The organism is Nocardia sp. CY41 (assembly GCF_009829325.1).
In the GTDB taxonomy this organism is placed as follows: Bacteria; Actinomycetota; Actinomycetes; order Mycobacteriales; family Mycobacteriaceae; genus Nocardia.
This window is the reverse complement of the sequence record NZ_VUOS01000012.1, coordinates 185,432-198,424: the sequence shown is the minus strand read 5'-3', so window position 1 is coordinate 198,424 and position 12,993 is coordinate 185,432. Positions and strand designations below refer to the sequence as shown.

Here is a 12,993-nt window from a genome sequence, read left to right as displayed (position 1 = left end):
TTCTTGCCATACGATGGCAAGCATGAGCGCCGGTTCCGTCGCCTTGGTGGTTCCCGCCGAGATCTCCGTGTCCTCCTGGGATTTCTACGAGTTGAGCATCCCCGCGACCATCTTCGGCAAGCCGCAGCCCGACCTCGCCGACCCCTGGTACGAGCTGCGGTTGTGCGGAACCGCCGAGCCGTCCTCGGTGGCGCCGGGCTTCACGCTGCGATCGCAGTACGGGCTCGATGATCTCGCCGATGCGGAGACGGTGATCGTGGCGTCGGTACCGGACGCCTGTGTAGAACATGGCGAACCGGTCCCCGCCGAGCTGACCGCGGCACTGCGCGAGGCCGCCGCGGCCGGGGCACGCATGGTCTCGCTGTGCACGGGCGCCTTCGCGCTCGCGGAGGCGGGCCTACTGGACGGCCGGCGCGCCACCGCGCACTGGATGCACACCGCTCAACTGGCGCAACGATATCCGAAGGTCCAGGTCGACGACTCGGTCCTCTACGTGGACGACGGCGACGTGCTCACCAGCGCGGGCATGACCGCCGGGCTGGACCTGTGCCTGCATCTGGTCCGCCGCGACCTCGGCCCACACGTCGCCAACCAGCTGGCCCGCCGCATGGTGGTCCCGGCGCACCGCCCCGGCGGCCAGGCACAGTTCATCGATCTGTCGGTACCCGACACCGACGGCCAGGGTCTGGCTCCCGTACTGGATTGGGTCCGAGCCCATCTCGACGAACCGCTCACCATCGAAGACCTCGCCCGCCGCGCCGCCGTGAGCCCCCGGACCCTCTACCGCAGGCTGCAGGAGGCAACCGGCACCACACCCCTGCAGTGGCTGCTGAACCAGCGCCTCGGCCGAGCCCAAACCTTGCTGGAAGCCACCGACCTCCCGATGGAGAAGATCGCCGAACTCAGCGGCCTCGGCACCGCCAACAACCTGCGCCACCACTTTCTCAAACACATCGGCGTCAGCCCCAGCGATTACCGCCGCGCCTTCCCCCGCCAACCCGACCGGTCCCGGCTCGGCCCTGCTCGGGCGTGAGGCGTGGGGGACCCCGCCATCGGCGGCACCGAACAACAGCATGCCTGCCCAAGGAAAGCTACGAAGCTGGACCCAGCTGTTCCGTTCGCGGCCCCGCTCGCGTTGCGGGCGCGCAACCGCGGGCCGTCAGGGGCCGCGAACACCCAGCGCCGCAGGCGCTGGGACTCGGGCACAGCTCACCTGCTGCGGCGGCTCTTCTTGCGCGGCGGCGGCAGCAGACCCTCGGCGCGCAACCGAGCCGCGTGCTCGGCCAGGGCCTCGACCAGCGGACCGACCTGGGCCACGTCGGGCTGGACGTCCACGCGCAGGCCGAATTCGATGGCGGTTTCGGCGGTCTTGGGGCCGATGCAGGCCACGATGGTGCGCGCGTGCGGCTTGCCCGCGATGCCGACCAGGTTGCGGACCGTGGAGGACGAGGTGAACAGGACCGCGTCGAAACCGCCGGTCTTGATCATCTCGCGGGTCTCCGCGGGCGGCGGCGAAGCGCGCACCGTGCGGTAGGCCGTGACGTCGTCGATCTCCCAGCCGCGGTCGCGCAAACCCTCGGCCAGCGTCTCGGTGGCGATGTCGGCGCGCGGCAGCAGCACCCGGTTGACCGGGTCGAACACGTCGTCGTAGGGCGGGAAGTCGGCCAGCAGGCCCTCGGAGGACTGCTCACCGCTTGGCACCAGTTCGGGGTTGATGCCGAACGAGCGCACCTTGTCCGCGGTGGCCTCGCCCACGCAGGCGATCTTCACGCCGGAGAACGCCCGCGCGTCCAGGCCGAACTCGGCGAACTTCTCCCACACCGCGCGCACCGCGTTGGTTGAGGTGAACACCACCCACTGGTAGCGCCCGTCGACCAGACCCTTGACCGCGCGCTCCATCTGGGCGGGGCTGCGCGGGGGCTCGACCGCGATGGTCGGCACCTCCATCGGGATGGCGCCGTGCGTGACGAGTCGTTCGCTCATCTCCGCCGCCTGGTCCTTGGTGCGCGGCACCAGCACGGTCCAGCCGTACAGCGCGCGCGACTCCCACCAGGACATCTTCGAGCGCTGCGCGACCACTTTGCCGATGGTCACCACCAGCGGGCCGACCAGTTCGGAGGCCGCGCTGTTCAGCGTGGCCAGCGTTGCCTCGATGGTGCGCTGCTGCCGGGTGGTGCCCCGCACCGTCACCGCGACCGGCGTCTGCGGCGCCATACCGTGCTCGACCAGAGCACTCGCGGTCTCGGCGAGATGCCCCGAGGTCGCGTGCAGCACCAGCGGGCCCGGCGCGGCCGCCAGAGCGGCCCAGTCGACCTCCCCGCGCACATCCGCCTCGGTGTGCCCGGAACCCAGCGCGATGCCGGCGTAGCTGGGCACCGCGGAGCCGTTGGGCAGGCCGGGCAGGACCTCGAAGACCATGTGCGAGCGGGTGACGGCGTTGACCTCGGCGATGACCGAGTCGGTGGTCAGCGGGTCGCCCGCGACCACACGCACCACGTCGTGCCCGGCACGCGCTTCGGCGATCAGCGTCTTGGCCACCTCGGCGGGTTCGCCGAGCGCGGGTCGCACGTCGACGGAACGTTCCCCGTCGGGGCCCGGCTCCACGGCGGTGCCGATCAGGGCGAGCACTCCTTTGTCGACGTCCGGGTCGGTGAACGCCAGCGTCGCCCGTCCGATGACCTCACGCGCACGCACGGTGAGCAGCGCCGGGTCACCGGGACCCGATCCGACGAAAAGGATGCGACCGGGGTGCTTCTTCGCGGCTCGGCTCATGCCTGCACCTCGCTTGCGCTCGGCTCCGGCAAACCCGAGGGCACGGTGCCTGTGCTTCGCTGGCTCATCGGCTGTTCTCCATTGGGCTGGGGTTGGGCAAGTCTGTGGCGGGCGAACTCACCGCCCGGGTGGGGGAACCGTCGTCCGGTTCGGTGGCGAGCAACTCGCGCGCACCCATGTCGAGCAACTCGCGGGCGAGCGCGCGGCCGAGCTCTGCCGCGTCGGCCGGGGCGCCGACCACCGACGCCCGCAGCACGTCGGATCCGTCGACGGCCGCGGCGCACGCGCGCAGCGACAGCTCGTCCACGATCCGCCCCTCGTCGTCGAGCGATTCGACGACCTCGGCGAGCGCACCGATCGGCGCGGTGCAGCCCGCTTCCAGTTCGGCCAGCAGGGACCGCTCGGCGATCACCGAGGCCCGGGTGGCCGCGTCGTCCAGCCCGGACAGGATCTCCACCAGGGCGGCGTGGTCACTGCGGCATTCCACCGCGAGCGCGCCCTGGGCGGGAGCCGAGAGCATCTGCACCGGCTCCAGCGCCTCGGTGACCGCGTCCAGCCGGTCGATGCGGGCCAGTCCGGCTCTGGCCACCACGACGGCGTCCAGCTCGCCCTCGCTGACCTTGCGCAGCCGGGTGTCCAGGTTGCCGCGCAGCGGGACGACGTCCAAGCCGAGTCCGAGCGCCCGCAACTGAGCGGCGCGCCGCGGCGCGGAGGTGCCCACCTTGGCGCCCGCGGGCAGCTCGCCGAGCACCAGCCCGTCGCGCGCGACCAGCGCGTCGCGCGGGTCCTCCCTGGGCGGGATGGCGGCGATGGTGAAGCGCGGGTCCTGCGCGGTCGGCAGATCTTTGTAGGAATGCACGGCGATGTCGATCGCGCCCGCGGCCAGCTCGTCGCGCAGCGCGGAGGTGAACACGCCGACGCCGATCTTTTGCACCGGGTCCGACGACAGATCACCGGCGGTCTTGATGACGACCAGCTCGGCGGGCTGCCCGGCCGCGATCAGCGCGTCGCGCACCGTGCCCGCCTGGGTGAGCGCGAGCAGGCTGCCTCGGGTGCCGATCCGCCACGGGGCGCGGGTGCCGTCCGCGGTGGCGTTGCCTTCTTGGTGGACCATGGTCATGCCGTCTGCCCCTGTTCTTCGCTGCGATGGCCTGCCGTGAAATCGTCGGCCAGCGCGATCTCCCCGTCGCTGAGCTCGGCGTGATCGCCGGCGAGCGTGGTGATCTCCATCGGCGCGGCGACCGCCTGGGCCGCACCGGGCTTCAGTTCGAACAATTCGCGCAGCGCCTCGGCATAGCTGTCGCCGCCCGGCGTGGACGCGAGCTGCTTGACCCGCACCGTCGGCGCGTGCAGCAGCTTGTCGACCACCCGGCGCACCGTGCGCGCGACCTCGTCGCGTTCCGGGTCGGCGAGGCCGGGCAGCCGCGAATCCAGCCGGAGCAGTTCGGCCTCGACCACCTCGGCGGCGCGCTGGCGTAGCGCGGCCACCGTGGGGGTGACCTCGGCCATCCGCTGTCCGGCCAGATATCTGGCCAGTTCGTCGGCGACGATCGACCGGGCGGCGGCGGTGTCGTCGGCGGCGGCGCCCGCGGCCGGATCGCGCTGCAACGTCTCGATGTCGATGAGCGTGACACCGGGCAGGCCGGCCACGGCGTGCTCGACGTCGCGCGGCAACCCCAGATCGCAGAACACCAACGGCCGCTCCACCGTGGCTTCCTCGCCGCGCTCCCGATCGGTGAGCGCGCGGTGGGTATCGGCGAGCGTCACGACCGCGCCGACCGCACCGGTACAGGTGACCACCACGTCGGTGGCGGCCATTGCCTCGGTGAGCCGCGACAGCTCCATCGCCTCGGCCTCGGCGCCGTGCGTGCGCGCGGTCTCGGCGAGTCTGCGGGCCCGCTCGATGGTGCGGTTCACCACGATGATCCGGCCGATCCCGGCGCGTGAGAGATGCGCGACCGCGAGCCCGCCCATCGCGCCGGCTCCGACCACCGCGGCGGTCCGTCCGGCCAGCGGGCCGAGAACCTGCTGCGCGCGGTCCAGCGCGACCGACACCACCGACGCGCCCGCGCGGTCGATGCCCGTCTCGGCGTGCACCCGCTTGCCGACCCGCAGCGCGTGCTGCGCCAGCTCGTGCAGGGTCCGTCCGACCGCGCTCTGCGCGTCGGCGGAGGCGTAGGCGCCGCGGATCTGGCTGAGCACCTGTTGCTCGCCGACGACCATCGAATCCAGGCCGCTGGCCACCGCGAACAGGTGCTCGGCGGCGGCCTCGGAGTAGCGCACGTAGGCGTGCTTGGTCAGATCGGGCATCGGCAGGCCGGAGTGCTTGGTCAGCAGGTCACCGATCTCGGCGAGACCGCCGTGGAAGGCGTCGACCACCGCGTAGACCTCCACCCGGTTGCAGGTGGACACGATCATCGCCTCGGACACATGGCTGGAGGCGATCAGCCGGTCGATCAGCTTCGGCCGGTCGGCGTCGGTTACGGCCACCTTCTCCAGCACGGGGACCGGCGCGCTGCGGTGCGAGATGCCGACGAGGAGAACGCTCATGCCGCCACCGTCCCGGCACGGACGGAACGCTCCGCCGTGCTGTGCTGCATGATCCGCTCGCTGCGCTCACTCATGGTGTGACCACCGATCCCTTGCTGCTTGGCTCCGTTGCCGTATGCGAGGTTGTCGTATGCGGGGTTGTCGAGTGCTGGAGTGCCGGGTGCGCCTGCGCCGCGTGCGGGGTCGGCAGGCGGTGCGCGATGCGGCTGGATCCGGCGTGCGCGACCTCCGGCAGCGGGGCCTGCTCGGCGTTGCGCACCCGTTCGAACGACAGCATCTGCATCTCGACGGCCAGGTCGACGCGCCGGACTTCGACGGTCGCCGGTGCGACCAGCTCACAGGGCGCGAAGCTCAGGATCGACTGCAGGCCCGCGGCGACGAGCCGGTCGCACACGTCCTGGGCCGCGTCGTCGGGAACCGTGATGACCGCGATGGTCGGCTCCAGTTCGGCGACCGCCGCGGCCAGCTCGGCCACGTCGCGCACCACCAGGCCCGCGACCGGCATGCCGATCACCGCGGGGTCGCTGTCGAGAATGCCGACCACGGTGAAACCGCGCCGCCGGAACCCGCCGTAGCCGACCAGGGCGCGGCCCAGATTCCCCGCGCCGACCAGCACGACGCGGTGGCCCTGCGACAAGCCGAGCACGTCCTCGATCCGGGAGCGGAGCTTGGCCACGTCGTAGCCGACGCCGCGAACACCGTTGGGGCCGAGGAAGGAGAGATCCTTGCGCAATTTGGCCGAATTGACACCCGCCGCGACAGCCAGTTCCTCACTCGATACGATGGCAACACCGTCGTCGGCCAACATGGCGAGGACCCGAAGATAGGTAGCCAGCCGCGCGACAGTGGCCTGCGGGATGTCCTTCTGCAGAGCCCTGCCGGAGACGCCGCTCGGCGCCTCATGCTGCTCTGTCACGTCGTCGGCTCCTCGTCCCGGGCCTCGGGCTCCGGTTCGTCGCTCGACCCGCTGCACCGGGGACGGTCCGGTGCCAGGGTGTCGAAGTTTCGGATTTCGGGGCGGCTCCGCAGCCTCGGCATGCGGGTCGCGTGCCACCACCGTAACTGCTTGTGAAGCCCTGCACAAAGTCGGTGAAATTGGCCTCATTTTCCGCCGCGACCAGCACAGCGGCCGAATCGGACGGAAAACGGCGCGCTCAGCGCTTCAGGTCCGCCCGCAATCGGGTCTCGTCCACATCGAAATAGCTGTGTTCGCGGCCGTCGAGCAGGACGACGGGAAGCCGGTCGCCGTACTCCGCCCGCAGGCCAGGGTCGGTAACGGCGGCTTCGTCGACGTCGACGGTCCCCGGTTCGATACCGAATTCGGCGCAGATCACGCGCAGCTGTTCCAGTGCTGTCGCACACAGTCCACAGCCCGCGCGAGTCAGCAATGTCACCGAATGTGTGGGATTGGTCATGACCGGAATTTAATCCGCGGGCCGCACGCCGGGGCGGCCCGGTACGCGCCACGCGATTGTGTCGCGCGCCGCCTTCTGCCGTGACTGTCGGCTCATCCGGCTACTGTTGACATGGTTCGCGCGACGGGCGGAGGTACTGGTGCCGGAACGATCGAAGGTGGCGAGGGCCGGATTCATCGCGGGACGGTTCGGTGAGTTTCCGGCGCGGTGGAACCTGAGCCAGATGGGCCAGGGATTGCAGGACCAGCTCGCCCGCATCTCGCGCAGCCCTTTCGGCCCGAGTGAAGAGGAATTGCGGGCCAATCTGGCCGGTGAGGCGAGCGCCGACGCGGCGCTGACCCTGCATGACGCCGAACTCGCCGCGGGCGAGTTCGAGGCGGTCGGCCCGGAGGCCCCGCGCGACCTCACCGCGGCGGCGTTCTTCGACGTCGACAACACCATGGTGCAGGGCGCGTCGATCGTGCATTTCGCTCGCGGTCTGGCGGCGCGCAAGTACTTCAAGACCTCCGATCTGGTGGACGTCGCCTGGAAACAGGTGAAATTCCGGGTCACCGGCAAGGAGAGCAGCACCGATATGGCCAGCGGCAAGGAGAAGGCGCTGGCGTTCATCGCCGGGCGCTCGACCGCCGAGCTGGCCGCGCTGGGCGAGGAGATCTACGACGAGATCATCGCCGACAAGATCTGGCCCGGCACGCGCGCGCTGGCCCAGATGCACTTGGACGCGGGCCAGCAGGTGTGGCTGGTGACCGCGACTCCGGTGGAGCTGGCGCAAGTGATCGCGAAGCGGCTCGGCCTCACCGGGGCGTTGGGCACGGTGGCCGAGAGCGTGGACGGGACGTTCACCGGGCGGCTGGTCGGCGACATCCTGCACGGCCTCGGCAAGGCGCACGCCGTGCGCACGCTGGCCATTCGCGAGGGCCTGAACCTCAAGCGGTGTACCGCGTACTCCGACAGCCACAACGACGTGCCGATGCTCTCACTGGTCGGCACGGCCGTGGCGATCAACCCCGATTCGGATCTGCGCGAAGTCGCCAAGAACCGCGGCTGGGAGATCCGCGACTTCCGCACCGGCCGCAAGGCCGCCAAGATCGGCGTCCCCACCGCCTTGGCCCTGGGCGCGGCGGGCGGCGCGGTCGCGGCGGCAGTTACACGCCGTCGTGATGATCATTGATGGGCCACCAGAGCGGAACGACGAACATCATCCGTCCGGCACGCCCCTTTACGGCCGGGCGCACTCCATCCGAAGCTGGAATGCCGTACGCGCCCAGCGCACTGCAACCACCGGTTTCGAGCGAAGCGAGATCGAGCATCCGCCGTACGCGAGCCACAAGAGGGCCGCGAACACGCCGCGCGGAGGCGCGGCCAATTAACCAGTGAAGACGTTGCGGCGTTTGGTGAGCAGCTTGTAGAGCGTCTGCTGGATGGTCTCGCGAACCTGGTCGGTGACCTCGAACATGGTCATCGGGTCGTCGGCGGCCTCCGGCTCGTAGGGCGTGGTCGGGATGGGGGTGCCGAATTCGATGTACCACTTGGACGGCAGCGGCACCGCGCCGAGTAGGCCCAGATGCGGGAACAGGGGCGTCACCGGGAAATACGGCAGGCCGAGCAGCCGGGCCAGCGGCTTCAGATCGGCCAGCTTGGGATAGATCTCCTCGGACCCGACGATGGAGCACGGGATGATCGGCACGCCGGTGCGCACCGCCGCGGCCACGAAGCCGCCGCGGCCGAAGCGTTGCAGCTTGTAGCGATCGGTGTACTGCTTGCCGACGCCCTTGAACCCTTCCGGGAACACACCGGTCAGCTCGCCGGAGCGCAGCAGCCGTTCGGCGTCCTCCCGGCAGGCCAGTGTGTGGCCCGCTCGGCGGGCCAGCACCCCGAGCACCGGCGTCTCGAAGATCAGGTCGGCCGCGAGCAAGCGCAACGCACGCTGCTTCGGGTGGCGGTCGTGCACGGCCAGTTGCAGCATCAGGCCGTCCAGCGGCACGGTGCCCGCGTGGTTGGCCACGATCAGCGCGCCGCCCGCCTCCGGTAGGTTGTCCATTCCGCTGACCTCCACCCGGAACCACAGGTCCGACAGCGGCCGCAGGGCGGGCAGGATGACCGACTCGAGCAGATGCTCGTCGAAACCGAACTCGTCGACCTGATAGTCGCCGGTGAGCCTGCGGCGCGCGAAATCCGCGGTCTTGGTGATCTGATTGCCGAGCGCGCCGCGCAACATCCCCGACAGCGACTGCGGCGCGGCGGGCGTCACCGCCGCGCGGCGCTCGACCAGCGAGGTCACCGGACTCGCCGCGGCCAGGCGTCGTGGCGCATGCCGCTGCCGCGCCTCGACCTGGAGGTCGTGGAGTTGGATGACTTTCGCTACGTCATTCATTGGTGTGCTCCCGTACCGGCCCCGAGCAGGCCGAGCAGTTTGTGTTCTGCGGCGTCGATCCAGGCTGGATCGACCACGGGCCGCAACGCTGCGCCCCCGATGAAGTCGTCGAACGCCTGCACTGTCGTCCAGCGCGGCACGAACCCGAGTTCGGTGCGCATGCGCGTGGTGTCCAGACCACAACCGAAGTGGAAATAATCGAGCTGTTCGGCGGAGAACTCCCGCATCACCGGGCCCATGAGCAGGCGACCAGCGGTGCGAAACACCGTGAAGGGAATGGGTAGTTCGATCCGACCTGCCCGCCGGACCGCCTGGGACAGCGACAGCGCGCCGTCGCCCGCGATGTTGTACGTACCTCCCACCGTACGCCGCGCCGCGTGCGTCAGCGCGGCCACGGCGTCTTCCTCGTGCAGCAGCTGCATCCTGGCGTCCCGGCCGAATACGGTGGGGGTCACCGGCGAACGCAGATATTGCACGCCGCGAGCGGCCAACCGCGGGCCGACGATGGGTGCGAATCGCAAAATGGACGCGGCGATATCGGGACGGCGCCGGGCGAGCCCGCGAACGTAACCCTCTATATCGATCAGGTCGCGGGCAAACCCGCCGCGCGGCGGTGTGCGCGCGCTCATTTCCTCGCTGAATTTCGCGGGATCCTTCGCGCTGCACCCGTACACCGCCGACGAGGAGCGCAGGACCACCCGGCGCACCGAAGACACCTTCTGACACACCGCGAACAGCTGCATCGCGCCGAGGACGTTGTGATCCTTCATCACCGCGCGCCCGCCGCCCGCGGGCGGGCGGGTCAGCAGGGCGGTGTGCACCACGGTGTCCACCTCGCCACCATCGATCACCTTACGGATCAACGGGTTTCGGATGTCCGCTCGCACGAATTCGGCGCGGCCCATGCGCCGCTGCAGCTCTCGGCTCGGCGTCATGGTGTCGACGGCGAGAATGCGCTCGATCCCGGGATCCTGGGCGAGCCGGGCGACGACCGTGCCACCGAAGAAGCGGCTGGCTCCAGTGACCAGCACGACCTTCGGCGCGTTTCCTTCCCGACTCTCAGAACCCACCGGCACCCGCTTTCCCTTGCCAGCCGCCCTTGTGATTATTCCCAGTGCCTAGCGTAGCGGCTGCCTACCCGCTCACCGAGAGTATTAACCAGGATCTAACGATGACTTCAGTCACGTGATACAAACGAGGATTCCAAAATTTCGAATTTCAAACAAAAGAGCCCGTCACCTATTGGTGACGGGCTCCCGCAGCTATCACGCAGCGAAGCTTACTTGCCGAGTTTGCGCCGCTGCACACGCGTACGGCGAAGCAGCTTGCGGTGCTTCTTCTTCGACATGCGCTTGCGGCGCTTCTTGATCACAGAACCCATAGGGTTGTCCTCGCGTTCTCTCTACTCGGCGCGCACGCTGCCCGTGCGCGATTGCCGGACGCCCGTCCGCCGAGTCCCCGGCCGACGGGCCGGGGTCACTCGGCAAGCTCACGCCCCGTGTCCGCGCCGCCGGATACCACGGGGCAACGAACAGCGATGCCACCGGCGGGCGAACACGAACCGAGGAGCTATCGTACCGGCACTCCCCAGTGGTCCCGAAACCGCCTCATCCGGCGTCGAAGTAGGACGTTTCCAGATAGTCGTGCACCGCCTTGGCGTGCACCCGGAACGATCGGCCGACGCGCACGGCGGGCAACTCGCCCGAGTGCACCAGCCGGTAGACCGTCATCTTGGACACCCGCATCAGATTCGCCACTTCGGCGACGGTGAGAAACTGGGTGCCGCCGCCGAGCACGGATTGCCCCTGTGTCGCGGCCTCACGCTGTGTACGGGAATTCCCCCGACCGCCCGCGGGACCGGAGCCGCCGGACCCTCCGGAATTCGCAGACATCTTGTTCGCAGACATCATTGCACCATTGACCTCCGGCACGTCCGCGCCGCCGGCTTCCCCACCGGCGGAACAGACACGCACGTGCTCCTTGAAGCTTAGCGGGACCAGTGGTGTTACTGCGACGGGAGTGAGAAATCGGGTTTTCCGATTTGAAACAGACCGGTCACTCCGCTGACGCGCCCTGTTCGAGTGACCTTTCCTTGGCCGCCACGAGGGCTTCGTAGAACGCCGAGCGTAGTCCTCCACGCTCGAGCTCGCGGATCGCCGCCGCGGTGGTGCCCGCCGGTGAGGTCACCGCGGCGCGCAGTTCCGCGGCGGTCTGCGTGGAACTGTCGAGCAGGGCGGCCGAGCCGACCATGGTCTGCACGACGAGCTGAGTGGCCACGTCCCTGGTGAGCCCGAGCCCGACGCCCGCCTCCACCATGGCCTCCACGACCAGGAAGAAATAGGCGGGCCCCGATCCGGACACCGCGGTGACCGCGTCCATCTGGCTCTCCGCCACGATGACCACCTTGCCGACCGCGCCGAGCACCTCGGTCACCAGTTCCAGATGCTGCTCGCGCGCGTAGCGTCCCGGCGCGATGACGCTCATACCCTGCCCCACCAGCATCGGCGTATTCGGCATCACCCGGACCACCGGGAACCCGGCGGGCATCTTGCCCTCCAGCCGACCGGTCGGCACACCGGCCACCAGTGAGACCAGCACTTGATCGCGGTCGCTGCCGATCTCCGCCTTGCCCAGCGGCGCGAGCACCGCGTCTACGTCGTTCGGTTTCACCGCGATCACCAGCAGATCCGCGCCGATCGCGGCATCCGCCAAGTCGTCGGTGACCCGGGTGCCGAAGCGTTCGGCGAGCTGATGGGCCCGTTCCCGATGGGTCTCCACGACGACCAGGTCCTTGGTCAGCCGCCCGGACTCCAGCAAACCGGCGACCAACGCCTCCCCGATGCGCCCGCCACCGATCACCGCAATTCTCGTCATGGGCCTCAAGGCTAGACGGCGCGCGCCGGACCTCAGCGCTGGGGAACGAGCGCCAACTGACGACTCTGCGCGACGACCGCGCCGGTGGCATCGAGCACCAGCTGGTCCTCGTCGAACATGCGCCCGCCCACCTCGTGTGTGGTGGCGATGATCCGCAGCCAGCCCGGCGCGGGCCTGCGGCGCAGGTAGGTGGTCATCTGCACGGTGGGCGCCCAGCCGAAGTGGCCCAGGTTCATCGGCACCGGCGGGCTCATGTCGGCACACATCATGGCGAAGTACATCGCGACGTCGGGGTCCTGTTCGTCGCCCGGTCGCGGGCGGATCCACATCCGCAGACGCGGTTCGCCCTTTTCTCCGTCGAGGAAGCGGGCCCACTCGCGATCGAGGTAGATTTCGGCGCCTCGGCCGACGTGCACGATGTCGCCCATCTGAGAACCGGGCTCGTAGCCGACGGCGTCGGCGGGCGGCTGCACGGGCATGTCGGAGTGCTGTGGCGCGTAGCTCGGTTCCGCGTCGTCGAGACGGCTGAAGGTCAGCGCCGTGCGCACCAGGACGCGGCCGTCCTGAATCAGGTCGGTGTCGGCCAGGCAGATCTGGCGGCCGATCTTGCGGACGCGCACCTCGTACTCGACCTCACCGGGGTTCGGGGCGCCGAGGAAGTCGGAACTCGCGGCGATCGGCGCCATGCCGACCAGAGCCGGATCGGAGGCGCGCAGCCAATTCGTGGCCGCCGCGGCGCTGCCCGCGACCATCGTCCCGCCGTGCACCTTCGGGCCGATGGTCCAGATGTCGTCGATGACACCCAGATAGCGGCCGGTCTCCGCGGTGGCGGGCGAAGCTTCACGCACCGCGCACACCCGGCTGAACGGCGCGTCGGTCGTGGCGGCCGGGCCGAACTCGGCCATCAGCTCCATCGTCATCCTCACTCCTGTCCGTCGACCTCCACCCGATGGCTTCGTTCGCGGGCGCGGCCGCATCGACGCCAGGGTTCGTACAGCGTACAACGCA

General features: G+C 69.7%; 13 protein-coding genes. 2 read left to right on the top strand and 11 right to left on the bottom strand.

Annotation, left to right across the window (positions count from 1 at the left end):
• Positions 1-22 precede the first annotated feature (22 nt).
• Positions 23-1,033 carry a GlxA family transcriptional regulator gene (locus GVY64_RS14675; RefSeq protein ID WP_159841616.1) on the top strand — a complete coding sequence of 337 codons (1,011 nt, stop codon included), beginning with the start codon at positions 23-25 and terminating at the stop codon, positions 1,031-1,033.
• 176 nt (positions 1,034-1,209) lie between these two features.
• Here GVY64_RS14675 and GVY64_RS14670 read toward each other — a convergent pair whose 3' ends face one another.
• From GVY64_RS14670 to GVY64_RS14650, 5 genes are all read right to left on the bottom strand, one after another.
• Complete coding sequence (locus GVY64_RS14670; RefSeq protein WP_159841614.1) at positions 1,210-2,772, bottom strand: uroporphyrinogen-III synthase; 1,563 nt, start codon at positions 2,770-2,772, stop codon at positions 1,210-1,212.
• Positions 2,773-2,836: 64 nt separating this feature from the next.
• Positions 2,837-3,892 carry a hydroxymethylbilane synthase gene (gene hemC / locus GVY64_RS14665; RefSeq protein WP_236566836.1) on the bottom strand — a complete coding sequence of 352 codons (1,056 nt, stop codon included), beginning with the start codon at positions 3,890-3,892 and terminating at the stop codon, positions 2,837-2,839.
• Positions 3,889-5,322, bottom strand: coding sequence for a glutamyl-tRNA reductase (locus GVY64_RS14660; protein WP_159841612.1), 1,434 nt, complete (start codon positions 5,320-5,322; stop codon positions 3,889-3,891). Before GVY64_RS14660 ends, hemC begins: the two co-directional genes overlap by 4 nt.
• Before the next feature lie 70 nt (positions 5,323-5,392).
• Positions 5,393-6,238 (bottom strand): redox-sensing transcriptional repressor Rex, encoded by an 846-nt coding sequence (locus GVY64_RS14655; protein WP_159841610.1) that lies wholly within the window; start codon positions 6,236-6,238, stop codon positions 5,393-5,395.
• Positions 6,239-6,476: 238 nt separating this feature from the next.
• Positions 6,477-6,737 (bottom strand): glutaredoxin family protein, encoded by a 261-nt coding sequence (locus tag GVY64_RS14650; protein ID WP_159841608.1) that lies wholly within the window; start codon positions 6,735-6,737, stop codon positions 6,477-6,479.
• A 223-nt stretch (positions 6,738-6,960) separates the two neighbouring features.
• Between GVY64_RS14650 and GVY64_RS14645 the strand changes: the two genes are divergently transcribed.
• A complete protein-coding gene (locus GVY64_RS14645) occupies positions 6,961-7,908 on the top strand; it encodes an HAD family hydrolase (RefSeq protein ID WP_236566848.1) in 948 nt (315 codons plus the stop codon).
• A 195-nt stretch (positions 7,909-8,103) separates the two neighbouring features.
• Here the strand turns inward: GVY64_RS14645 and GVY64_RS14640 are convergent, their stop codons facing one another.
• From GVY64_RS14640 to GVY64_RS14615, 6 genes are all read right to left on the bottom strand, one after another.
• Complete coding sequence (locus tag GVY64_RS14640) at positions 8,104-9,111, bottom strand: lysophospholipid acyltransferase family protein (protein ID WP_159841606.1); 1,008 nt, start codon at positions 9,109-9,111, stop codon at positions 8,104-8,106.
• Positions 9,108-10,181: an NAD-dependent epimerase/dehydratase family protein gene (locus GVY64_RS14635; protein ID WP_236566835.1), complete on the bottom strand. Its 1,074-nt coding sequence runs from the start codon at positions 10,179-10,181 to the stop codon at positions 9,108-9,110. Before GVY64_RS14635 ends, GVY64_RS14640 begins: the two co-directional genes overlap by 4 nt.
• A 209-nt stretch (positions 10,182-10,390) precedes the next feature.
• Entirely contained in the window at positions 10,391-10,492 is a 102-nt protein-coding gene (locus GVY64_RS14630) for a 30S ribosomal protein bS22 (protein WP_003402602.1), read from the bottom strand.
• Between the two features lie 226 nt (positions 10,493-10,718).
• Positions 10,719-11,021 carry a helix-turn-helix domain-containing protein gene (locus GVY64_RS37840; protein ID WP_416382523.1) on the bottom strand — a complete coding sequence of 101 codons (303 nt, stop codon included), beginning with the start codon at positions 11,019-11,021 and terminating at the stop codon, positions 10,719-10,721.
• Between the two features lie 145 nt (positions 11,022-11,166).
• On the bottom strand, positions 11,167-11,985 hold the full coding sequence (gene proC, locus GVY64_RS14620; protein ID WP_159841604.1) for a pyrroline-5-carboxylate reductase: 819 nt from the start codon (positions 11,983-11,985) through the stop codon (positions 11,167-11,169).
• A 32-nt stretch (positions 11,986-12,017) separates the two neighbouring features.
• Positions 12,018-12,905, bottom strand: a complete 888-nt coding sequence (locus GVY64_RS14615; protein ID WP_159841602.1) for a thioesterase family protein — start codon at positions 12,903-12,905, stop codon at positions 12,018-12,020.
• Positions 12,906-12,993 lie beyond the last annotated feature (88 nt).

Coding starts and splice junctions, on each gene's coding strand:
- proC (WP_159841604.1), bottom strand. CDS start 11,985: ATGACGAGAATTGCGGTGATCGGTGGCGGGCGCATCGGGGAGGCGTTG.
- GVY64_RS37840 (WP_416382523.1), bottom strand. CDS start 11,021: ATGATGTCTGCGAACAAGATGTCTGCGAATTCCGGAGGGTCCGGCGGC.
- GVY64_RS14630 (WP_003402602.1), bottom strand. CDS start 10,492: ATGGGTTCTGTGATCAAGAAGCGCCGCAAGCGCATGTCGAAGAAGAAG.
- GVY64_RS14675 (WP_159841616.1), top strand. CDS start 23: ATGAGCGCCGGTTCCGTCGCCTTGGTGGTTCCCGCCGAGATCTCCGTG.
- GVY64_RS14615 (WP_159841602.1), bottom strand. CDS start 12,905: ATGACGATGGAGCTGATGGCCGAGTTCGGCCCGGCCGCCACGACCGAC.
- GVY64_RS14670 (WP_159841614.1), bottom strand. CDS start 2,772: ATGAGCCGAGCCGCGAAGAAGCACCCCGGTCGCATCCTTTTCGTCGGA.
- hemC (WP_236566836.1), bottom strand. CDS start 3,892: ATGACCATGGTCCACCAAGAAGGCAACGCCACCGCGGACGGCACCCGC.
- GVY64_RS14640 (WP_159841606.1), bottom strand. CDS start 9,111: ATGAATGACGTAGCGAAAGTCATCCAACTCCACGACCTCCAGGTCGAG.
- GVY64_RS14660 (WP_159841612.1), bottom strand. CDS start 5,322: ATGAGCGTTCTCCTCGTCGGCATCTCGCACCGCAGCGCGCCGGTCCCC.
- GVY64_RS14645 (WP_236566848.1), top strand. CDS start 6,961: ATGGGCCAGGGATTGCAGGACCAGCTCGCCCGCATCTCGCGCAGCCCT.
- GVY64_RS14650 (WP_159841608.1), bottom strand. CDS start 6,737: ATGACCAATCCCACACATTCGGTGACATTGCTGACTCGCGCGGGCTGT.